General features: G+C 37.2%; 22 protein-coding genes and 1 pseudogene. 10 read left to right on the top strand and 13 right to left on the bottom strand.

Features of this window, described 5'->3' with window-relative positions; genetic code table 11:
* Nucleotides 1–144: 144 nt before the first annotated feature.
* From JCM14932_RS02240 to JCM14932_RS02220, 5 genes are all read right to left on the bottom strand, one after another.
* The gene (locus JCM14932_RS02240) at nt 145–1,065 is read right to left on the bottom strand and encodes a BsuBI/PstI family type II restriction endonuclease (RefSeq protein ID WP_025023428.1); all 921 of its coding nucleotides are present in this window, start codon (nt 1,063–1,065) and stop codon (nt 145–147) included.
* Complete coding sequence (locus JCM14932_RS02235) at nt 1,058–2,584, bottom strand: Eco57I restriction-modification methylase domain-containing protein (protein WP_235700501.1); 1,527 nt, start codon at nt 2,582–2,584, stop codon at nt 1,058–1,060. The genes JCM14932_RS02240 and JCM14932_RS02235 overlap by 8 nt, the downstream gene beginning before the upstream one ends.
* 271 nt (nt 2,585–2,855) lie before the next feature.
* A complete protein-coding gene (locus JCM14932_RS17580; protein WP_025023426.1) occupies nt 2,856–3,197 on the bottom strand; it encodes a DUF4260 family protein in 342 nt (113 codons plus the stop codon).
* Between the two features lie 42 nt (nt 3,198–3,239).
* Complete coding sequence (locus JCM14932_RS02225; RefSeq protein ID WP_051528052.1) at nt 3,240–3,923, bottom strand: MBL fold metallo-hydrolase; 684 nt, start codon at nt 3,921–3,923, stop codon at nt 3,240–3,242.
* Entirely contained in the window at nt 3,874–4,479 is a 606-nt protein-coding gene (locus JCM14932_RS02220) for a TetR/AcrR family transcriptional regulator (RefSeq protein ID WP_025023424.1), read from the bottom strand. The genes JCM14932_RS02225 and JCM14932_RS02220 overlap by 50 nt, the downstream gene beginning before the upstream one ends.
* Before the next feature lie 383 nt (nt 4,480–4,862).
* Between JCM14932_RS02220 and JCM14932_RS02215 the strand changes: the two genes are divergently transcribed.
* From JCM14932_RS02215 to JCM14932_RS02190, 6 genes are all read left to right on the top strand, one after another.
* The gene (locus JCM14932_RS02215; protein ID WP_025023423.1) at nt 4,863–5,300 is read left to right on the top strand and encodes an AraC family transcriptional regulator; all 438 of its coding nucleotides are present in this window, start codon (nt 4,863–4,865) and stop codon (nt 5,298–5,300) included.
* 24 nt (nt 5,301–5,324) lie between these two features.
* On the top strand, nt 5,325–5,513 hold the full coding sequence (locus JCM14932_RS02210) for a cysteine-rich KTR domain-containing protein (protein WP_016382736.1): 189 nt from the start codon (nt 5,325–5,327) through the stop codon (nt 5,511–5,513).
* A gap of 202 nt (nt 5,514–5,715) precedes the next feature.
* Nucleotides 5,716–6,108 carry a sigma factor-like helix-turn-helix DNA-binding protein gene (locus JCM14932_RS02205; RefSeq protein WP_025023422.1) on the top strand — a complete coding sequence of 131 codons (393 nt, stop codon included), beginning with the start codon at nt 5,716–5,718 and terminating at the stop codon, nt 6,106–6,108.
* 79 nt (nt 6,109–6,187) lie between these two features.
* A complete protein-coding gene (locus JCM14932_RS02200; protein ID WP_025023421.1) occupies nt 6,188–6,385 on the top strand; it encodes a helix-turn-helix domain-containing protein in 198 nt (65 codons plus the stop codon).
* A gap of 419 nt (nt 6,386–6,804) precedes the next feature.
* Nucleotides 6,805–7,056 carry a DUF3173 domain-containing protein gene (locus tag JCM14932_RS02195; protein ID WP_025023420.1) on the top strand — a complete coding sequence of 84 codons (252 nt, stop codon included), beginning with the start codon at nt 6,805–6,807 and terminating at the stop codon, nt 7,054–7,056.
* Nucleotides 7,053–8,288: a site-specific integrase gene (locus JCM14932_RS02190; protein ID WP_025023419.1), complete on the top strand. Its 1,236-nt coding sequence runs from the start codon at nt 7,053–7,055 to the stop codon at nt 8,286–8,288. Before JCM14932_RS02195 ends, JCM14932_RS02190 begins: the two co-directional genes overlap by 4 nt.
* 23 nt (nt 8,289–8,311) lie before the next feature.
* Here JCM14932_RS02190 and guaA read toward each other — a convergent pair whose 3' ends face one another.
* Both guaA and coaA read right to left on the bottom strand, forming a co-directional pair.
* Nucleotides 8,312–9,868 carry a glutamine-hydrolyzing GMP synthase gene (guaA, locus tag JCM14932_RS02185; protein ID WP_025023418.1) on the bottom strand — a complete coding sequence of 519 codons (1,557 nt, stop codon included), beginning with the start codon at nt 9,866–9,868 and terminating at the stop codon, nt 8,312–8,314.
* Nucleotides 9,869–9,938: 70 nt separating this feature from the next.
* Entirely contained in the window at nt 9,939–10,865 is a 927-nt protein-coding gene (coaA, locus tag JCM14932_RS02180) for a type I pantothenate kinase (RefSeq protein WP_025023417.1), read from the bottom strand.
* Between the two features lie 71 nt (nt 10,866–10,936).
* Here coaA and JCM14932_RS02175 point away from each other — a divergent pair, with 71 nt between their 5' ends.
* The 3 genes from JCM14932_RS02175 to JCM14932_RS02165 all read left to right on the top strand — a co-directional run bounded on the left by JCM14932_RS02175 (nt 10,937) and on the right by JCM14932_RS02165 (nt 13,138).
* A complete protein-coding gene (locus tag JCM14932_RS02175; RefSeq protein WP_081776083.1) occupies nt 10,937–11,521 on the top strand; it encodes an SGNH/GDSL hydrolase family protein in 585 nt (194 codons plus the stop codon).
* 12 nt (nt 11,522–11,533) lie between these two features.
* On the top strand, nt 11,534–12,172 hold the full coding sequence (locus tag JCM14932_RS02170) for a GPP34 family phosphoprotein (RefSeq protein WP_025023415.1): 639 nt from the start codon (nt 11,534–11,536) through the stop codon (nt 12,170–12,172).
* Between the two features lie 537 nt (nt 12,173–12,709).
* Nucleotides 12,710–13,138 (top strand): hypothetical protein, encoded by a 429-nt coding sequence (locus JCM14932_RS02165; protein ID WP_025023414.1) that lies wholly within the window; start codon nt 12,710–12,712, stop codon nt 13,136–13,138.
* Here the strand turns inward: JCM14932_RS02165 and helD are convergent.
* On the bottom strand, nt 13,126–15,432 hold the full coding sequence (gene helD / locus JCM14932_RS02160; protein ID WP_025023413.1) for an RNA polymerase recycling motor HelD: 2,307 nt from the start codon (nt 15,430–15,432) through the stop codon (nt 13,126–13,128). The genes JCM14932_RS02165 and helD overlap by 13 nt on opposite strands.
* Before the next feature lie 195 nt (nt 15,433–15,627).
* Here helD and JCM14932_RS02155 point away from each other — a divergent pair, with 195 nt between their 5' ends.
* Entirely contained in the window at nt 15,628–16,089 is a 462-nt protein-coding gene (locus JCM14932_RS02155) for a VOC family protein (RefSeq protein ID WP_025023412.1), read from the top strand.
* Nucleotides 16,090–16,211: 122 nt separating this feature from the next.
* Here JCM14932_RS02155 and JCM14932_RS14265 read toward each other — a convergent pair.
* The 5 genes and pseudogenes from JCM14932_RS14265 to JCM14932_RS02130 form a co-directional block, all read right to left on the bottom strand.
* Nucleotides 16,212–16,897: pseudogene (locus tag JCM14932_RS14265) on the bottom strand (Crp/Fnr family transcriptional regulator).
* Between the two features lie 690 nt (nt 16,898–17,587).
* Nucleotides 17,588–18,145, bottom strand: coding sequence for a ferritin-like domain-containing protein (locus JCM14932_RS02145; RefSeq protein ID WP_025023411.1), 558 nt, complete (start codon nt 18,143–18,145; stop codon nt 17,588–17,590).
* Nucleotides 18,145–18,375 (bottom strand): heavy-metal-associated domain-containing protein, encoded by a 231-nt coding sequence (locus tag JCM14932_RS02140; RefSeq protein ID WP_025023410.1) that lies wholly within the window; start codon nt 18,373–18,375, stop codon nt 18,145–18,147. The genes JCM14932_RS02145 and JCM14932_RS02140 overlap by 1 nt, the downstream gene beginning before the upstream one ends.
* Before the next feature lie 56 nt (nt 18,376–18,431).
* Nucleotides 18,432–20,327, bottom strand: a complete 1,896-nt coding sequence (locus tag JCM14932_RS02135) for a heavy metal translocating P-type ATPase (protein ID WP_025023409.1) — start codon at nt 20,325–20,327, stop codon at nt 18,432–18,434.
* A gap of 115 nt (nt 20,328–20,442) precedes the next feature.
* Nucleotides 20,443–21,735, bottom strand: a complete 1,293-nt coding sequence (locus tag JCM14932_RS02130; protein WP_025023408.1) for an LPXTG cell wall anchor domain-containing protein — start codon at nt 21,733–21,735, stop codon at nt 20,443–20,445.
* Between the last annotated feature and the right edge of the window lie 231 nt (nt 21,736–21,966).

The following is a 21,966-nucleotide window of genomic DNA, read 5'->3' as shown; positions in this document are numbered from 1 at the left end:
TGATAACTAATAAGAATATTGAGTTTTCAACGATTCTGAACAAATACATTCCGTTATCTGGTAAAACTATCAGACCTAAGTTTTCTTTTTAAATATTTAAGGCTCATAATATATAATTATCCTAGATAAATTCCCAAACTTTAATCAATATGGTCCCATAAAACGATCACCATTCATATGAATCATATGGTCTGGAAAATCAGATATCCATATTTCAGTTTCCCAAGCAATTTTTCCAACAAATTTTCTATATGTTTTCCAATCACGAAAAGCAGTTACAAACACCAATCCAGCTTTTCCTGTATACTCATCCTTAATACGTTTTACTCTTTCAAACGACATGGGACCGACTGTACTAACCGCCTCTATTAGGAACATCCATTCACGCTGAGAATCATATAATATTATGTCGGGAATAACGTCATGCATATTCATCGGAAAGCCTAACTCAGTTATTTTGTCATGCTGAAACAGCAAGTCTTTCTTTGCAGTATCTCCTACATACAATAGCTCTGCATTGGGTGCAAAAATAGGGGCAAACTTTTCAAGTATTGCTTTGTGTAGTTCATTATGTTTTCCGGGCGTTAATTGAAATCTATGATCATCAAATTTAATATTAAGCATAGTTTTCTGTCGAGCGTCTCTTATTAATTGTACACGAGTACCATGTTCATTTTTAAAAACCTTTATTCTATTTTCGTATTGATCTGTTCCAAAAGATTTAATGACTTCAAAAAAATCACTGCTTAATCGCCAACTGAATTTTCCAGAGTTAGTTGCCAACATATTTTTATATTCAGCTAATCCTACAGATTCCATAAGTTTTGGACCACTTTTTCGTAAGGATTCTCGTGTATTTTCTTTAAATGAAAAACCATAATATTTATTTAGAAAAACTAAAGCATCATGAATTCTAATCCATTCATTAGATGCTAGTTGCCAATCACCATCTGGTTGCATACGAGTCGCCGCTAAAATAAAACGTGCTGCCATACTCTTAGTACTTATATTAGTACTAAACTCAACATCTTTTAAGATTTGTACTGCATCTTCGATTTTACTCATTTAATCCTCCCGGAAAAAATTGTTCCACTAGCGAATCTATTTGATCTTGCTTTAAATTTAGAATCTCAGTAACACTCTTTTCCATTATTAATCTGATTAATTGATATTTGTTAGGAAACTTCATCGTATTTATCTCAGTTGAATTAACTTGCGTGTTACCGCTAATCAAACGATAATATCTATCAAATTGGGTTGAAGCTAACATGATAAACGCTCCAAGTAAGACTTGCTGGTCGTCCGCAGTAACAAAATTTAGCTTATTATCTGTACTAATCGAGCGATATGATTTAAAACAATCTGATTCAAAATACGCTACTTGAACACGTCTGTGTTCCTCTTTGGTAGAAAAGCGCTTAACAAATATATAATCCTGATTGGTCTGCAATAGTCCTTTATGATTGGTCAGAAGATAATGACTATTGCTACTATCCATATAAACCAATCTATCTTTAAAATTATCACTGTAGAAAATAGGAACAGCATTGTCTTCTAACTTATCCCGTAATAAAGCGCGGTTCCTAAATGAAACGGTCAGTCCGGTACGCATTTTCAGTCCAGCATCTTGAAATATAGTTGAAAACTGATTGGTCCATAATAAACTTTTCCTATCACGCTCAGTTGCAATATTATAAACTCGCTGTTCATCTCCCACAATAGCCAAATTAGTTGCTGTAAAAATCCCCGCACTTTCTGTCAAATCATTAATATTATTATGATAAAAATACTTAATTTTATCAATATTTTGTTTTTTAAACAAAACAATAACGAGCTCTTGTAACACATTTGTTGAGCCAAAAGCATTTTTTCGTTCATCAAAAGAATGTATTTCACATAAGCTACCCAATTTAAACATAAAATGACGTAATCTAGCAAAATATGCACCACTCATCCATGATCGTGGCATAATAAATCCACTAATTGCACCTTTTTTTAGTTCTATAGTCGATTTTGCCCAAAAAAAACCGTAAGCATTTGGTGCTCCATGAACAACAAAATCCATTAATTCTGCTTCAGGACTATTTTTACGCAACTTTTTATATGGCGGATTAGCTATAACAAAGTCATAGCTAGCTTCATCTATATATAAATCATTTATGGCAACTCTATCATTACCAAGAATATAATCATATGAGTTTATTTCAAAATCAAAATCTATATTACAATTAGTAGCATAATCTCTAGCTAAACGTAGATTTTCACTCAAAACTTTGCCAGCCACAGGATCATTTTCAAAAGTTACCAATCTGATCATTTTATTTTGTTGCAGATCAAATAGTTTTTCAACCAATGCTAACCCTAAAACCCCTGTACCTGCTCCTGGATCAAGAATTGAAATTTTTGATCCCAGTTTTTTACTATTTTTTATCAATCGTTCTGCAATAAAATCTGCAACTGGTATTGGTGTAGTAAACTGTCCAATTTTTTTCTGTTCTTCACGGGTTAAAGATAAATAAAACTTTTCATTATTCCGTTCAATCTTTTTCTTTAATTCAGTAATCTTATCTGAAATTTCAATCAAACTAAAACCCGCCTTTCAAAATTTACTCATAAACCATTATAGCAAATTACTAGTTGTTATTCTTTCAGCGTTAATCATAAACCAATAGGCTTATTTCATATTCTTTTTGTAGCAAACCTAATTATCAGTATGATAAATTATGAAGTAGTGCCAAAAATAAATTTTGGGTACTACTCGCTCTATTTAACCGAACAATTTATCTTAATCGTGCTCAGAAACTATCCGACTCCTGTCACAACTCCCATAATTTTCATATTGCTAACAAATAGAATTATCTGGGCATTAACCCCCAACCTAACAGTCTATCGAAAAAAATATGGATGAGCCAAATGATAGAAAAGCCTAGAATCCACTTACTTACAACAATTAAATTTAATTGGCATAGAATGAATAATAACAGCGGAATAATCAGTGTATGTCCCAAATTATAAAATATATTGCCTATTTTCTTCGAAAATAAGTATCCAATAGCTCCAACATCAAATACAAAAAATACGCCAAAGAAGAAATACCAATCTCCTTTGATTTCAACATAAAAAAGAGAAAGAATTACAATTAGGAGAATATATTCTATTCTGTAAATATTTTTGACTGTTTGCACTGTATCCCACATCCAAGCTTGTGTTAGGTATCTTTGAAGTTATAACCTCGGCATTTATACAACTTTACTAAAATCAAAGGGCACATTAACATCTTTACCATGACAAACACTGATGATTTTCGGATCTATCTTTTCAAATAGTTGCCTTCCAGACAACAATGCTTGAGGCATATCAGAAGTAAATTGTTTCATTGGGGGTCTGAGCAATCCATTTTTTTCAGTATATAAGTCCCCTGCTATTAATACTTTATCATTATCATGATAAAAAACTGTATGTCCCGGACTATGACCTGGAGTATACATAATTTTTAAACCAGTCAATTCAAAAAAATCATTTTTATTTATTTTTCTTAAATCAATAATAGGTACTTCTGCTGAAATTATTTTTTCTACTTTCTTTCTGCCAGGAAAAGGATTTTCACCTGAAGAGTACTCATAATCTCTTCCGTCCATGAATATTGGCAGCTCAGGATTATGAGCATTGATTTGATTGACCCCTCCTGCGTGATCACTGTGCCCATGAGTCAAAATAACTCCTCGAATATTGCCTTTCTCAGATGCTGAGTTACAAGCTATTTCCCAAATCTTGCTTATTCCAGTATCTATCAGGAACACATTATTATTGTTTTTGACAAGCCAAATGCTGATAATCAAAAAGTAGAAATTAAATTCCAATTTCCATATATGCTCACTGATTTGTTTTTCTTTCATTATCATTTTTAAAAAAAGTGTAACCAATATAATCATCCACAATCTTTTTAACTCGGGGTATGAGTTCTTTATCGGACTCTAGAGAAGTAACATAGGTCATAACGACTCCGTGCAGAAAATAAAACATACCTCGAATTAAATTATTTTTTAGTTCACTCTCTACATTCACAGGAATTATTTTTAACAGTACCTTTGATACTAAATCTAATGCGCTCATACGTAAATCATTGATCTTATTATCAAATCTCTCTTTATCAATCCTTTCACCCCTATAAGTGGTTAATAATGAATAAAAGTTCCTCTGTTTAATTCCAAATTCGACGTATTGTTCACACATCAGAAAAAATTTATCTTCGTTGGATTTTTTTAAACAGTAAATCTCTTCAAATTTTGAATATAAGTCTTCCAATGGCTCCTTTGCAATTAAATTAAATAGCTCCTGTTTACTTTTAAAGTAGAGATATATTGTTGTATGAGAATATCCTGCTTTCTGTGCAATATCACGTATAGATGTCTCATCAACTCCCTTTTCTTCAAATAGTTTCTTTGCTGCCTCAATAATCTTTGTACGCGCTATTTGCATTTTTTCGTCACCCATTCTATAATGTAACCATCGGTTAGTAACCAGTGGTTATATTATAGAACTTAAGCCAATATTGTGTCAATATAAAACTAGTATTAGAGTAGATTATTATCAAACACAAGCAACGCTCTGTCCGTGATTTAAGAAATGTGAAAATATCAATAACTCACCAGTAGCAAACGAATATACTGAATTAATAATTCAAATTGATTATGCATAAAGTGTTTGTGAATAATAAGTGCCAATGTGATAGACCAAGGTTCTATTCTATTAGTTAAATAGGCTGTACTATATTTTAAAAAATATCTTGAAAATCATTTTAATTGCCCTTACGATTGTCTTATCAAAGCTTGATAAGATTTTAATCTAGGAGGTTCACAGCGTTGATTATTGAAGAATTTAAAGGTATTGATATAGCATACATGCGTAGAATTGGTAAGTATGGTCCAGAAAATAAACAATTAATGGAAGACTTCAAGGCGTACTTAAAGCAGAATAACTTATTCAAGAACGATACCACCATACTTGGGATAGCAATGGATAATCCAATACAAACCCCCGCAGAAAAACAAAGATATGATGTAGGTATCATTATCTCTGATGGAGAAAAACAGTTTGATTTACCTACTCGTAAGATTGCCAACGGACATTACGCTATATTTGAAGTTACACATACAACAGAGGGTGTATCACGTTTTTGGAAAAACATTCAAAACTTAACTATCAATTTACCCATAGATAATACTAGACCAATAATTGAACGATACTCCTTCTCAAAAGTTTCATTGCACTTATGCGAATTTTGTATTCCTTTGAGATAAATTAATGAAGAAGGTAAGTATTACATGGAAAAACAATCATGGATATTATGTCCTACTTGCAATAGTAAGACACGAATTAAAGTACGAGAAGATACTGAATTATTAAGGTTTCCACTGTTCTGTCCCAAGTGTAAGCACGAAACCATAATCAACATAAAGCATGGAATTATAACAGCTATCACAGAGCCAGACGCTAAGACGCAGAGCCAATAGTTTGTAGGAGTTATTCTTACAGATTATTGGTTTTTTAATTTTAGAATACGATGCTTAGATTGAGTGTCTATCTTGAGATTAACTTCCCAGTACACTAAATAATTTCACTAATCCGATAATACCATCATAAATGTAATAATTTCTATTGTGGTTTCATTTGAAAACCTTTTTGAGTATTTGCTTGGTAAAAGGAGGAATTGTTATGTCTGATCAAGATGTCAAACAAGCATTTTCGCACTATGCCAAGCTGTCACTCGTAAACAGAACTCGCTCACTTTATTCTCAGGATCAACGCCAGGTTCTCAAAGTACCATTAAACGAGGAAACAGTAGAGTACCCGATTGACGATGGACCACCAATTATTAAACTACTTACGGAAAAACAAGCTATTCACTTTGAAGAATACCTCGTCAATGAACGACTAATTATTGCTATATCCAGGTTAACTGATGCTCAAAAGAAATTGCTCTATTATAAGTACGTTGAACGACTTTCAGATAAGGCAATCGGTCAGATTCTTCATGTCAGCAGTCAAGCGATTTCCAAACGGCATCGCAAGGTGTTGAGCAAAATCGGTTCTACGTTCTTCGACTAGTTTAACCATCAGGATTCGATCTCCTCCATCTCTCCCAGAATTAGACGACCCAAATCTAACTCTAGGAGAGCGAATTGCAATGAATTATACCGAAACGATTTACGCAGCTCAGCATGGTGATCCATCTGCCATGGCACAGCTAATAAACGAATTTCAGCCATTAATTATCAGCATCACTTGTCGAGGGCATTCAAAATTTGACGAGGATCGTTACCAGATACTAACCGAACAATTCATTCGTACCGTCTACAAATTCAATTTAAACCGTTATTTATAGCCAGACAAGAAGCAAATTAATCTTTTTTGATTAATTTGCTTTTTTGGTTTCATTTCTCGGCCTTTATTTGTATGTATATAGTGAACAGGAAATAAAACCTGTGAGTCCTTTGAAAACTGAATATTGCTACCCTAACTTTCTGACTTTACTTGAACTGTTGATCTGTGGACGCCATGACCAAAAATGTGAGCGCCTCCCACTCTTTGATTACGATTTTTAACTAATGATCGTACAAGTTAAGTTAATAATGATACTTCCGCGAGGCTCCCACGTAAGCAGGAGAGGTGCAATTCCTATGTCCGTTAGTGACGGAACAGGGTGGTAAGTTTTCCGACACAATTGAGCTGTACTTATTCCTCGATCCTGTTAATATGGAAGCTAAGGTATACGGTCTAGCTTCCAACGAAAGGAGGCTAATCATGGTTCACGTTGTCACTATGACTAAACATGAACTTGTGGCTTTAGGATATGGGCCTTGGACTTCCAAAGACATTATCAGACGTGCAAAACTGTTAATGGTCAAGAAAGGTTGTCTCTATTACAAGTCACAGAAGCTAGGTCGCGTTCCAGTAACTGCGGTTGAAGAAGTATTAGGCCTTACACTTAATGCTCGAACTCTTTCAGAGTTAGCTAAAATCGGTGCCTCCGCGTCAGAGGAGCAATCACAATGACAAAGACAACCGAAGTAATTAAAAAAGCAGCAGATGGTACCTATTATTTCCGTGCCAATATTGGCGTAGATGAACAAACCGGTAAACGAGTTCAAAAGCGCCGTAGCGGATTTAAAACAAAGCGTGAGGCAAAAACTGCTTATCGTGATTTAATGGCAAATGGAGTTAAAGAAGGTTCAACTAATCAGATCACCTTTGGCGACTTCTGTCAGCAATTCTTTATTCCTTGGTATGAAGGTCATGTCAAAAAGGCTACTTTTGACAGTCGTGTTAGCATCTTTCGAAAGCAATTCAAAGGATTTAACAAGTATTTCATTAACAAAATTACGCCGGTGGATATACAGAAATGGCAAATCATGATGAAGAGTCAAGTAAGTAATTCGTACACCCGCCTAGTTCAATGCTTGTTATCTTTGGTTTTTGATCGTGCAATTGTACTAGGATTCTGTGAAGAGAATCCAACAAAAATTGTTGGTAATTTAAAGAAGGAAAAGAAGAAGATTGATTTCTGGACTAAAACCGAGTTCGAGAAAGTCATTTCCTTAATGGATCTTAATGACTACTATCAACGTTTCAATTTCACCACAATTTGGCTTCTATTTATGACTGGTGCCCGTATCGGTGAAGCAACCGCCCTTCAGTGGGAAGATATTGATTTTGAAGCCGGTACAATGCGTATCAACAAAACACTTTATTATTTAAATGCGTTTAATTATGAATTTACTTCACCTAAAACTCGTGCCAGCGTTCGTACAGTTCCGTTAGACAAAAAGACACTTGAATATCTCTCCGAGTGGAAAGAGATTCAAGCGTCAGAAGTTAAAACAGATTTTGTGCTTTCATACAATGGTGTACCAACTACTCGCGGATCGCTGTCCCAAGTGATCAACATTTATTCTAAGGCTGCGAATGTTCATCGAATTCGTGTCCACGCGCTTCGACATTCTCATGCGTCCCTGTTAATCAGCATTGGAGAAAACCCATTGATTATTAAGGAACGTTTGGGACATGAAGACATTCAGACAACTTTAGGAACTTATGGACATCTATATCCAAACAGTAACTTTGAGACAGCACAACATCTAAATGGTCTAGTTGATTTCACACCAGTAGATCATCCGGTCGTTGTCCCCACTCGTAATCAGTTTACGGGTAAGAAACACATTACTGGTGCCATTTCGGTGCCAGTAACGGGAAATACAGAAGAGAAGAGTCAACAAACGCCGGTATAACGGTATTTATATCTTAGCTTCTACTATTCCCACTCAATAGTTGCTGGTGGCTTAGATGTAATATCATAAACTACACGATTGACATGGTCTACTTCGTTTACGATTCTAACTGAGATCTTTTGAAGTACATCCCAATCGATCTTAGCGAAGTCAGCTGTCATACCATCAATTGAGTTAACGGCACGAATTCCGATCGTATAATCGTATGTTCTACCATCACCCATAACACCAACTGAACGGAAGCCAGGTAATACTGTGAAGTATTGCCAAATTTCTTCATCCAATCCAGCTTTTTTGATTTCATCACGGAGGATAAAGTCAGAATCACGAACGATTGCTAGCTTATCTTCTGTAACTTCACCAATAACACGGATTCCAAGGCCAGGACCTGGGAATGGTTGACGCCATACTAGGTCATGAGGCATGCCTAGTTTTTCACCTAACTCACGAGTTTCATCTTTGAACAATGTTCTCAATGGTTCGATAAGTTTGAATTGCATGTCTTCTGGAAGTCCACCAACATTATGGTGAGACTTAATTGTTTGAGCAGTACTTGTACCACTTTCGATAACGTCAGTATATAGAGTACCTTGTGCCAAGAATTCGATTCCGTTAAGCTTAGTTGCTTCTTCATCAAATACTTGAATAAATTCATTACCGATGATCTTACGTTTTGTTTCTGGATCAGATACTCCAGCCAACTTGTCTAAGAAACGTTTTTGAGCGTCAACTTTGATAATGTTCAAGCCAAACTTGCCTTCAAGACTAGCCATAACTTGATCGGCTTCACCCTTACGTAGAAGTCCATGATCAACGAAGATACTTGTTAGTTGTGTACCGATTGCCTTGTGCAATAGAACACCAACAACTGATGAGTCGACACCGCCTGAAAGTCCCAAAAGAACTTTCTTATCGCCAACAGTATCACGAATCTTTTGAATTTGTTGGTCAATGAAGTCATCCATTGTCCAGTTTGCTTCGGCTTCACAGACGTCGAAAGCGAAGTGCTTCAAAATATCCATTCCATATTCTGTATTACGCACTTCGGCATGGAATTGAACACCGTACATCTTGCGATTTACATCGGCAATAGATGAAATAGGTGCATTCTTACTTGTTGCTGTAACGGTGAATCCTTCTGGTGCTTCACGTACCAAATCACCATGGCTCATCCAAACAACTTGTTCCTCAGGCAATCCCTTGAATAAGGCAGATTCTGAATCAGTAACTTTGATATCAGCCTTTCCATATTCACGATTGTCAGCAGATTCAACTTTTCCGCCCAAGTTGTAAGACATCAATTGCATACCGTAACAAATACCAAGCATAGGAATTCCTAGCTTATAAATGTCTTGGTCAATTGAGAAGGCATCTTTGTCATAAACTGAATCTGGTCCACCTGACAAAATAATACCTTTTGGATTAATTTCTTTAATCTCTGCGGCAGTAATTGTATTAGGTAGTAATTCTGAATAGATACCAATATCACGAATACGACGAGTGATCAATTGGTTGTATTGGCTACCGTAATCCAAAACAATAATGCTGTCCGCATCTGGCCATTGTTTGCTCAAATCCATATCCCCCTAGTTTTAATTTATTCTATTGTATATGAAAAACGACTCTCTGTCATACTTTGGAAATGCTTTTTTAGTATTTTCTCAAAAGTATTTTGTCTATTTGGTGATTCTCAGCTTTGTGAAGGATCAAATCAGCCCGAGTCATCGTTGGTTTGATATAATCACGCAAGTTCACATAGTTGATATTATCCCAAACGTTGCGCGCCATCTTCAAAGCTTTCTTCTCCGATACTTGTGTGTACTGGTAGTAATAAGAATTCGGATCGTTACGCGCTAAGTCTAATAGTGTCTCGAAACGATTCAAGAACCACTCTTCAATGTCATCGACATCAGCATCAATATAGATCGAGAAGTCAAAGAAGTCACTGGTATAAATATTTGAAGTCTGTGTCAGCTGCAGAACATTAATACCTTCAACGATCAGGATATCTGGCTGATTCACTTCTTCATGACGATCAGGAATGATGTCATAAATATTGTGTGAATATAACGGATAAGATATCGGACCAGTTGTTGTCTTAACGTCACTCAAAAACTTCAATAGCTTAGGCATATCATAGGTCTCCGGGAAACCCTTCTTATCCATCAAGTTACGTTCCTTCAATATCTCACTAGGATACAAGAACCCGTCAGTTGTCATCTGTGCGACGTTATACTGCGGATAGGCACGTTCCAACATGATCTTCAGTAATCTGGCCGTGGTACTCTTCCCGACCGCTACAGAACCTGATACGCCGATAATAAAGGGGACCTTCTTATTACTACTATTAAGAAAGTCACTTTTTAATTTGGTCAACTTACGATAATTCTTCAAATAAATATGTAACAAGTGTCGAATCGGCGCATAGATCGACTTCACATCATCAATTGAAATCTCGTCATCCAAGGACTTGATCTTGCGCAATTCGCCATCAGTAATAGCTTGCTTATTGTACTCTCCATGAAATGTTTCCCATTGTGAACGAGAAAATTCATTGTAGTTAGATAAATTTTGCATATAACTAAACCTACTTAACATTTTTTCTGGTATTCTTATATAGTATAGAACTTTTTAGAAGGAACTAATATATGAAAAAAATAGTATTATTTGGAGACTCGATCATGGCGGGATTTCATGACGGCGTTATGAGTGATATACTCACCGACGCTATTCAAAAAAACTTCCCCAAAGACGAAGTCATTAACGTATCCATCCCTGGATACAAAACCAGTAATGCTGTGACACGTGTTGAACAAGATATCGTAAGTTTGAAGCCAGATATGGTCATCTTAGGATTTGGTGCCAACGATATTTCTACAACTGACGAGATCAAACCGGGTAAGTTCTCATCGAATCTATCTACTATGATAGAAGCAATTGGAGCTTCCAAAGTAATCTTGCTTTCTCCACCGTATACCGACTGGGTCAAGAACCCAACTCGCCCTTGGACTAGACAATTACAATTTGAATTAGTAACTGAACATCTCGCTAAGCAAATGGATGTATCGTACATTGATCTACTACACTTGATGGCAAGCCAATCTTCAGTCAATAAACTATTGCAAAAAGATGGACTTCACTTCACCAAAGATGGTTATATCTTACTTGAAAGCAAACTTGTACCAGAAATTAAGGCAACGCTAGTCAAACAAAACGAACTAGTGTCGAATTAGAAGGAGCACTTTATGAATTTAAATATTCCACAAAAATATTTTATTTTATCGTGCAATGAAAAAGGCAGTGTACGAATTTTTAAGAATACAAGACGCAGGGCCTATTTAGCTGAAAGTTCTTTTTTCGACTTAGCTTTAAACGATATTATTGATTTAACTGATAACAGTGTCATCATTAACAAGGTTTTGCCAGATGGTAAGGAATATCTCAACGAATTCTTCCAGATCATCAATAAGAATCAGGGTAAGAGCGTTACACATGTACTTCGTGCCATGGCCACAAAAGAAAATATCACTAAGCAGATCTACAACGAAATCGGCGATTCATTGGTCGACAAAGTTGACGTTACAAAGGCCGTAACTGGCATAGTATTCAAGACTAATAATTACTTGCCTGACCATCGTGTCAAAGAGGACTTAGTCAGTGATGTCAGAAAAGAATTCTTAAATTCTGACAGTAAAGTTTCACCTGAAACATTCGCATTATTGGCAACTCTTTATGGTAGTCACGACTTGAAGACTTATTTCACGCCGTTTGAACTCAAGCAACTCAAAACTAATATTGAAGAAAATCAGGATGATCCCACTTACGAAAAATTGTTTGAACTTTCCAAGCGATTGAATCGGGTTATTTTGACGTTATTAGGTTAGAGGGTCGAAGCTTATGCTTCGGCTTTTTTGTTGGGTTGGTTGTCCGCTTCCGGTTACGAAAAATCATACCTGCCGTGGGGACCGGTTCGAGCCGTGGTCTCTCACCTCGACTTTGAACTTTGCATAGTTCGCAAATTTCAAAGCTCGTCCTGTGGCGTCCCGCCACACTCACGGCTGGTATAATTTTTCTCCACCTTCAGCTAAGAGACCTCTTAATTTGATACTATATTAGATATTTAAAACTACATAGATATCCATACTAGCCGGAGGTTGGAAGTGATGGACCCGCAGTGACAGTGCTGTTGGACGGTGGTCTTCCGGACTTACAGCACAGGACGTTTTTGAAATTCGAGGTTTGTGCGAAGTTCAAAAGCGAGGCTTCAGACCGCCTTTCGGCTGAAGTCGGTCCCACAGCGGTCCATCACTTCCAACCATAGGCAAAAAAATAATAATAAATTCCAAAAAAACTTAAATAATCCACTGTAACAAATCCGTGGTAGCATGTAGTCGGAAGAATACGACCATGGAGTGAATATTATGAACAAAATAATAGTATCTACCATAGTTACTATCTTCTTCATCGCCTTGATACCAGTGACACTGCTGTTTTCATCCGATGTAGCTGTTCGTGATCGTGCTTTCCGTGAAGCCACGACTGTCCTAGATAGCAATGACTCCGCCAAATATGGAGACAATCAACAAACGAAGACTTATCTTCAAAACCATCCTTACTTGAAACTACAAAAACTAACTGATCTTCAAGGTAGCGATGATCAAGGGTCCTTCTTTATAGGAAAAACTAAACAGAATATTTTATTAAAAATTTATGTAAAATTTGCACCAAATCAAAGTAGACTGGAAGACTTCCAACCGGTCCTTCACATTAAAAAAATTAAGCTAATGAAAAAGGCAGCTGTCACGAAGACGGCTGCCTCTTTTGATTTCTCAAAAAATTATTTTGTATAATATTTTTCAGGTACACGTTCCAACAATTGTGTTAATCCACCAATTGCGGCAATAGTTAAGCGGTGCATGGCACGTGATGTGATCGTGTAGACAAGTTGTTGCTCGTCTTCATCGAATCTATCCCTCGAAGCGTTCCACATAATAACGGCATCGAATTCTAGTCCCTTAGCTAAGTATGATGGTAGAACAATCGTACCAGTCGCCAAACGTTGATTCTCAGATCTGATCCAAGTGGATTCAACACCAGAATCCTCTAGCATCTTCTGAACTTGTTCTGATTCCTCTAACGACTTGGTTATGATAGCAGTTGTATAATTCTTTTTATTATTCGAATTTAACTGACCAATAACTTGTTGTAGGGATTCCTTGGTATCTTGCGCCATCAATAGATTAGGCAAATCACCCTCACGATTAAATGGTTCGATCTTTTGTCCGTTAGTCAAAATTGCCTTGGTATAATCAGTGATCTGCTTAGTTGAACGGTATGAATGTGTCAATTGCACAACACGTGTTTCATCCGCATTGAATAAGCTTTGAACCTCTGACAATAATGTCTGGCTGTTCTTCTTAGTAAAGATCGATTGATTCAAGTCACCCAACATTGTGTAACGAGCTCTTGGGAACTTGTCCTTTAAGTATGCTAATTGGAATGGTGTGTAATCCTGAATCTCATCAATGAAGACAAACTTCATATCGAGTTCTCCATGTTTACCAGTCACCATATCGTACAAGTACAAATATGGACTCAGGTCATCCATCGAGATCTGCTTGTGATTGAACAAATCAACGAAGTCATCAACATACTGATGCCATTGTGCTTCACTGATACCATGCTTCTTCAAGTCCGCGATCTTAGGTACAGCCTTCAAGAAGTTCAAGTAATTAGTCGAGACATTCAAGAATCGTAAGTGAATGATCTGACTATAAACTTTTTGCATCGCTGCCATAACGATCTTACGAGCTAAGAACTTATGCTCTTCATCACCGTTTTTGAACTCTTGATCGGCAGTATTGTAGAGCATCTTCAATTGTTCCTGACTCAAGTCCTCGATCTGTTCTGAGACCCACTTCGAGCGCATCTCTGAACCCACTTTACGACGCAACATTTTTTGAAGACGTTCAACAGTCGCATCTAGTCGATTGCCCAGATTATATTGTGGACCGAAGCTGTAATAGATCTCCGCAATTTTTTCCTTAGGAATAAAGATATTGCCTTGGAACTTGATATTCTTGAAGCTGACACCACTTTGGTTAAGTAACTTCCCATAGTTGGTCAGAATCTTAAAGAACTCAATATCCGAAACAAACTTCGAAATATTTTTCTTAACTGGATCTTCTTGTTTTTCAAATTGTTGGGAAAGATTCTCAACCGAAATATTAGGCAAACGACGTGACAAATATTGTGCATATGTCATTTGCACCATGTTCTGTTCACCCATTTCTGGTAGAACATCTTGAATATAATCGTTGAATAGCATGTTCGGACTGAACATAACCACTTGACTAGAAGTCAAAGTCCCACGATATCTATATAGAAGAAACGCGATCCGTTGCAAAATAGCTGAAGTCTTACCAGAACCGGCAGCACCTTGGACAAACAATAATTTCGACTTGGTATCACGAATGATTTTGTTTTGTTCCGCCTGAATGGTCTTAACGATACCCTTCATATGCGTCGAAGATTTACCATCAAGAACTTCCAGCAACATTTGATCACCGATAGTTTCCTGCGTGTCAAAATAAGCTTGAATCTTACCATTCTCAACTAAGAATTGACGTTTCAAAAATAAGTCAACGTTTTGCAAGCCATCTGGTGTTTGGTATTCAACATCACCGAGCTTACCATCATAGTAAATACTAGAAATCGGCGCACGCCAATCGTAGACCAAGAAGTGATCAGTCTTGTCCGTGAAAGAACTCAGACCAATATAAATCGTCTCACGCTTTGGTTCACCTTTTTCCTGGAAGTCCAATCGAGCAAAGAATGGATTCTTTTCCAACTTCTTCAGAATTCCCAAACGCTGCTTTGATTGTTGCCAACTGTTATTACGCTCATCGAGCATCTGTTGTTGTGCATGGATCGAAAGTGCCGAATCCATCGAGATAGCATCGCCATCCATACCGACATGAATATCATCGAAAGCGCCATTGATAACTTTCAAATCATCTTCCGCAATATCAATATGATCTTGGAGCTTTTTTTCAGAAGTTTTGATTTTTTGAACAACATCGTCAAGATGCTCTTGTTCAATCATTTTTTCATCTAATTGTTTAACTTTAGATTTTTCCGTCATGTCCACCTCGAAAATTTTAGTTAAATAATATTACCATTTTTATAAAGATAATTCAAAAATTATAACTTATTCGAGGCCCCACAAACGTTGATATCATACAATTCATCATTGAATAATAAATATTACATTTTTAGACATTTCGTATAGTTTATCTGGTACAATTTGGTCATAAAAATGATTATGGAGATGATTCGAATGCAATCACAAATTTACCCATACTTAGCTTTCAAAAATGCCAAAGAAGCTATTGAATATTACCAAGACGTCTTCGGAGCCACTGAAGTATACCGTCTGAGCCCCAAGTCTGAACAAGCCAAGCAATTCGGTGTCCCTGAAGATGCTGATTTAGAGAGCATGACTATGCACGCTGGCTTCACGATTCTTGGCATGAAAATCGAATGTGCTGACGCCTTCACCGGCAACGCAGAACCATCTGGACAAGTATCATTATTGTTAGATATCAATAGTGAAGATCCAGAAAGTGCCAAAGCTGCCGACGAATTCTACAAACACCTAGAAGAATCAGGACAAGTAAACATCACGATGCCATTTGCTGAACAATTCTGGGGTGGCAAGATGGGTGGCTTCACTGATAAGTACGGTATCAATTGGATGTTGCACACATCTCCTTGGTCACAAAGTGTCGACCATTCATAATGGTTCATCAAATATCCTGATGCAATGTGATGTACTGTCAAATATTTCCGTATTACACACAAAAATGGAGTTAACTCATAATCGAGTTAGCTCCATTTTTTGATGTAAAAATATATTACTAATTATTCAACCATAGCCAATCCATCAGCATCCAGAATCTTGATCAAAGTATTAGACTTCTTCTCGATCAATTCATCCTTAGCCAACGAACTCAGCTTGCGACTGATTGTTTCTGGAGTCGTTCCCAGATAAGTCGCAATATCTTTTTTCTTCAAAGGTAATTCAAATTCATCCTGCTTCAAACCGGCACCAGTTTCTAACAAGTAACTGGCCAAGCGGCTTTCAACACTTGAAGTTGCGGCTCAGTAGTCTGTTGTTCAAGTTGAACGATCCGTTGTCCAAAGGCATTGACCATATTAACAGCCAATTCTGGTGATGACTTCATCAACTTCTGAAAATCACTACGTTTGATCTGACAAACGTCCGTGTCCATCAAAGCTTGAGCAAAACTACCTCGATCTTCATTACTGAAAAGTGCGGCTTCTCCGTCAAAATCACCAGTCTGCAGGATTCTCAACATTTGTTCTTTTCCATTAGAAGCTAATTGGAAAACCTTAGCTTGTCCATGCGCCACAATTGTCAAAGCATCTGCAGGATCGCCAGCTTGATAAATGTATTCGCCACTTTCATAGTGTTTGTCTGAAACTAATGAAGCAACTGTACTTGTATCTTCTTCAGATAACGATTGAAAAATCGTTACTAATTCCACACAATCCTCAGCTGTGTGATTATGAGCTAGATGTGCCATGTTATTCCTCTTTTCTTTTGCCGCCTCCGGTTGGAAGTGATTGTACCTGCTGTGGGACCGACTTCAGCCAAGGTCTGAAGTCTTGCTTTTGAACTCTGCACAAACTAGCAGCTTTCAAAAGACATCCTGTGCTGTAAGAACGGTAACCCGCCGTTCAACACCACTAACACTGCTGGTACATCACTCCCTACCTCCGGCTAAATATCAATATACTTCTATTCGCTTATAACACTACTAACTTAAGGAGTATTTAACTATTTTCTTGCTCAACTACTATTCTGAAAACTACTTTGAATCTAAATACAACTTACAAGAAATGGAGGTGGAGAGATATTTATCCGGCCGTGAAAGTGGTGTAAGAACGGTGAACTTCCGTTCTTACACCACGGGACGAGCTTGAAGATTTTCGAAGAAAAGCTTCAAGTCGAGGTTCGAGACCGAGGCTCGAACCGGTCCCCACGGCAGGTTAAATATCTCGGAACCGGAATATCAGAATACAGCAATAGAAGGACCAACTAAGCCCTTCTATCAACTAATATCTATAGTAAACTTTACCATTTTTATCCGGTTCTAAAACGAGTTCCGGAAGGACAACTCCCTCCGCTTAGCTACGATAATTAAAGGATGCACAAACCGCATCATTTAATTACCTAGGCTATGCTCAGGAGCTGACCGCCCTTCCTGCACTCTCTAATCTTCGTCGTCATCATCATCGTCTTCTTCAAATCCAGCCTTAGCATCATTACCAAGTAAAGCTTGATAAATACGAATTTGATGATTGTTCCAGCCAAGCAACTCAACTAGAACTTGTGCCATAAATGGACGATCTTCGTTTTGTGCCAACTTGATTGCACGTGTGACAAACATATTGTCAGTTGCAAAATCATTAACAACAGTTTGAATCATGCTTTCAGCATCCAAATACTTGTTAGCACCATTTTCTTCGATCATTGTGTAGTCTGAGTATTCCTTCATTGTTGATGGTGGTAACTCGCCTTCATCTAACAATTGGTCAGCAATCTTGTCGAACCAAGCATTGTTTTCATCGATCGTATCACTCAAAACTGCCTTGTAGTTCTCAGCATTTGGTCCCTTAACGAACCACTTTAATTGGTGCAATTTAACGTTGATATAAGCGTGATTAGAAACGATGTGTCCAGTCATTGCTCCAGCTGTGGGTTTGTGGTGATCAGCGTCAGCTTGTTTTTGTTCTGCAGCAAACTTCTCGTCAATTGTTAATTCTGTCATTATGCAACTTCCTTTGTCTTGATTTTCTTAACTTCATATCCTAATTCAGTAATAACTTTACCTAGATCTTCACCTGAAACTTTTGATTCATCAATGTTAGCTTTTACTTTGCCGGCATTGAACATAACTTTAACATCTGAAACTCCGTCTTGATTTGAAACTGCTTTTTGAATTTTTGTCATACATGATGGGCATGTTAATTCGCCTAATTGTAATACTACTTTTGCCATATTTAAGTTCCTCCTAAATATCTTTAACTAACTTACAAGTTATATACTAGTATCTTTTATGCGGTCTTAACTTGATTTACATCAAGTTTTGGAGATTTTTTGAAAGATTTTATTCTTAATAATCTCATAGCGTTGAAGATAACGATCAAGATACTGAATTCGTGGACAAACATCCCACTTGCCATGTGAATAACACCAACTAATAGACCTAATAATAGTAGTGCAACTGTACCTACGGCAATGATGATATTTTCTTGTGTGTTAGCAACTGTCTTCTTAGCTAAGACATAAGCATGTGCTAGTGCATCAAAGCTTGATTTAACCAAAACAACATCGGCTGTTTCGATAGCAACATCTGTACCTGTACCCATACCAATTCCGATATCGGCTGTAGCGAGTGATGGAGAATCATTGATACCATCCCCGACGAAGGCAACGTGATGTCCTTCATCAGTAAACTTCTTAACAAAATCAACTTTTTGTTCAGGTAATAATTCTGCGTGAACTTCATCAATTGGTAATCTGTCTGCAACATGTTGAGCGGCAGTCTTATTATCACCAGTAAGCATGACAACACGCTTGATACCAGCATTCTTCAAGGCTGTTAATCCTTCAAAGGCATCTGGTCTGAGTTGATCATTAACACCAACAACCAACTTCAATTCTTTATTTACGGCCATCAAGACGATTGAATCTCCTTGGTTGACACGTGCATCCATAGCTTTTCTTGCTTCATCACTAATAACAACGTTATTAGCTTTCATCAGACGTTCATTACCAACTAAGATATCAGCGTCAGCACTTTGCAAACCTTGACCCTTAACAGTATCTAGTTCAGGAAGTTCTGCTGTGGCTTTGACATTTTCACCAGTGATATATTTGACGATTGCACGACCTAATGGGTGATCTGATGTTCCTTCAACAGCACTTAACAATGCCATGTCTGATTCTTTGTCACTACCAAAGTGAGTCAATTCTGTAACACTCATTTGACCAGTTGTTAGCGTACCGGTCTTATCTAGAACCAATGTATCAACCTTTGAGAAGGTGTTTACGGCGTTACCACCCTTCATCAAGATACCGTTCTTAGCACCGTTACCAATTCCAGCAACGTTTGAAACTGGAGCACCTATAACCAAAGCACCAGGGCATCCAAGAACTAGAACTGTGATAGCTAATGGGAAATCTTGAGTGAAGATCCAAACTAGAATACCGATAACCAAAACTGCTGGTGTGTAGTATGTAGCAAATTTATCAATAAACTTAGCGGCTGGAGAAGCACTGTCTTGAGCTTCTTCAACAAGTTCAATGATTTTACCAAATGTTGTATCTTCACCGACTGAAGTTGTTTCAACAGTGATAGTACCATTATCTGTAAGTGAACCGGCGAAGACCTTATCACCGATAGACTTCTCGACTGGTGTTGATTCACCAGTGATCGAAGCTTCATTCATGTATCCTTTACCTTCGACGATAACGCCATCGACAGGAATTTGACCACCGGGTTTGACGATTACGTGGTCACCTTCGTCAACGTCATCAACATCAACTGTAGAAATATTTCCATCTTCATCAACAACTTCGGCAGTTGTTGGTGCCATTTGTGTCAAGTTCTTAACAGAGGAACGAGTCTTTTGTAGAGTTCTTTGTTCCAAGTAACTACCGAATAAGAACAAGAATGTAACTACGGCTGATTCTTCGTATTCCCCGATTACGAAAGCACCGATGACGGCGATTGTAACTAGTAGTTCAATACTGATAACCTTATTCATCAAGGCTGTCCAAGCATGTAAGAATACTGGAATAGCTCCGATGATACTTGCGATGATCATGGCTGGTGTTTCAACCATTGGCAAGTGTAAAAACTTTGCGGCGAAACTGACAACGATTAAAATTGCGATTGCCGCAGTCATTCTATTTTGATTTTTTTGAACCCATATATTAAATTTCATATTATCTTTCCTCCTAAGCACAAATACATTGTATAAGGTTTTAGGAGCGTCCAACTTGATTAAGGTCAAGTTTTGAAAGAAAGTACAAAAAAAGAGCAAACCGAAGCTTGCTCTCTCAATTTTTCAAATAAGTACCACGAAGAAGGATGAACCATAACAACAAGACCGTAAAACCAATGGCGGTTAAGAGATAACCTGGATCATTTCCAGTCTTGGGCAATGTCTGGGCAACGTCGTTAGCCGAACTAGTATCAGTCGCAGCCGATGCAGTCACATTCTGTAATGACTTCAAATCACTGGACAAAGTCTTCAGATCATTCATCATGTTAGAAAGGTCCGACGTGTTAACTAAGTTGGATAGGTCTAATGACGATAATCCGTCAAAGTCCAAATTAAAGTCGAGCAATGAATCCAAACCATAATCAGGGCTGTTCAAGCTCAATTGTCCTGGGATCAACTTACTCAAGTCATCCAAACTATCGATGTTGAAGTTAAACTTCAAATAATCATTGTTACCCTTGGTGTACTTAAAGATATTACTTGGATCGATCGTTTTATTATTGATCATATTGATTTTGACTGCTGAATCACCCAACTTCTTATCATAAGCAATCGTCATGGCAACGTTATAAGTTCCATCGTTATTTGGTGTGATTGTGGCCGTATTAGTTAAGTAATTAGCTGCTGCCGAACCGCTCCTGTCATTCTTAACTACCTTATAGGTAAGACTTTGACCATCCCTATTCTTAGAAATAGTCGTTCTCGACTTAGGATTCTCAATGATCACATTCTTTGAACTATGCAAATCATCTGGAATCACCGGGGTCGTATCAGTCGTTTGACTGTTATTACCCTTGGTTGCATCAGTGATCGACTTCAAGTTATCCAACAACGCACTTCTACTATTAGTAGCTCCACTAGCAGTGGCGGTATCGAACTTAAAATCAACATTAGATTTTGTTAGTTCAATTCCTAATGCTTTGGTCTTCGACTCTAATGTTCCGGCAATATTATTATTCAATGCATCCAAGCTATTAACATTGAAGCTAATATCCTGTTTGGTCGTACCATTGTCATCATAAGTCGCTGATACAATTGGCGTTTGACCGTCAATTGAAATAATTGCTAGTGACTTCAATTTTGGCAAAGTCATAGTCAGCGTAACTTTATATGTCCCATCACCATTTTGTGATGTTTTAGCTGTTTTTGTAAAATAAGCACTATTGGAATCAACATTGTCAGTTCCAGTTTGATAAATATCATATGAAATATTTTGTGAATTTGCGGTATCCGACGAAGCTTGTGCAACTTGCGTAGTTGATACCATCGGTAAATTGTTTTCAGCAACAGTCGTGACTCCCCCGAGTAACATGACTGCGGCTAATAATTTGATTAATTTCCTCTTCATCGTATCGCCCCCAAGCATATAAATCTTATCATATTTTAGCTCACATAGTCACCATAATACATTGTAACAATGGGGTTTTGAACAAATAATTGATTCTGGTCAATAAATAAAATAACTTCTCCTACTAATTTAAGAAACCGATGTCATAATTTTAATATTGAAATTATCTTTATAATTTATATGATATACGTAATATCTATGTCAGTGCTTACATGTCAGTGTTAGTTAGGT

Source organism: Companilactobacillus nodensis DSM 19682 = JCM 14932 = NBRC 107160 (genome assembly GCF_000615905.1).
Classification (GTDB): Bacteria; Bacillota; Bacilli; order Lactobacillales; family Lactobacillaceae; genus Companilactobacillus; species Companilactobacillus nodensis.
This window is presented reverse-complemented; position numbering and strand designations above follow the sequence as displayed.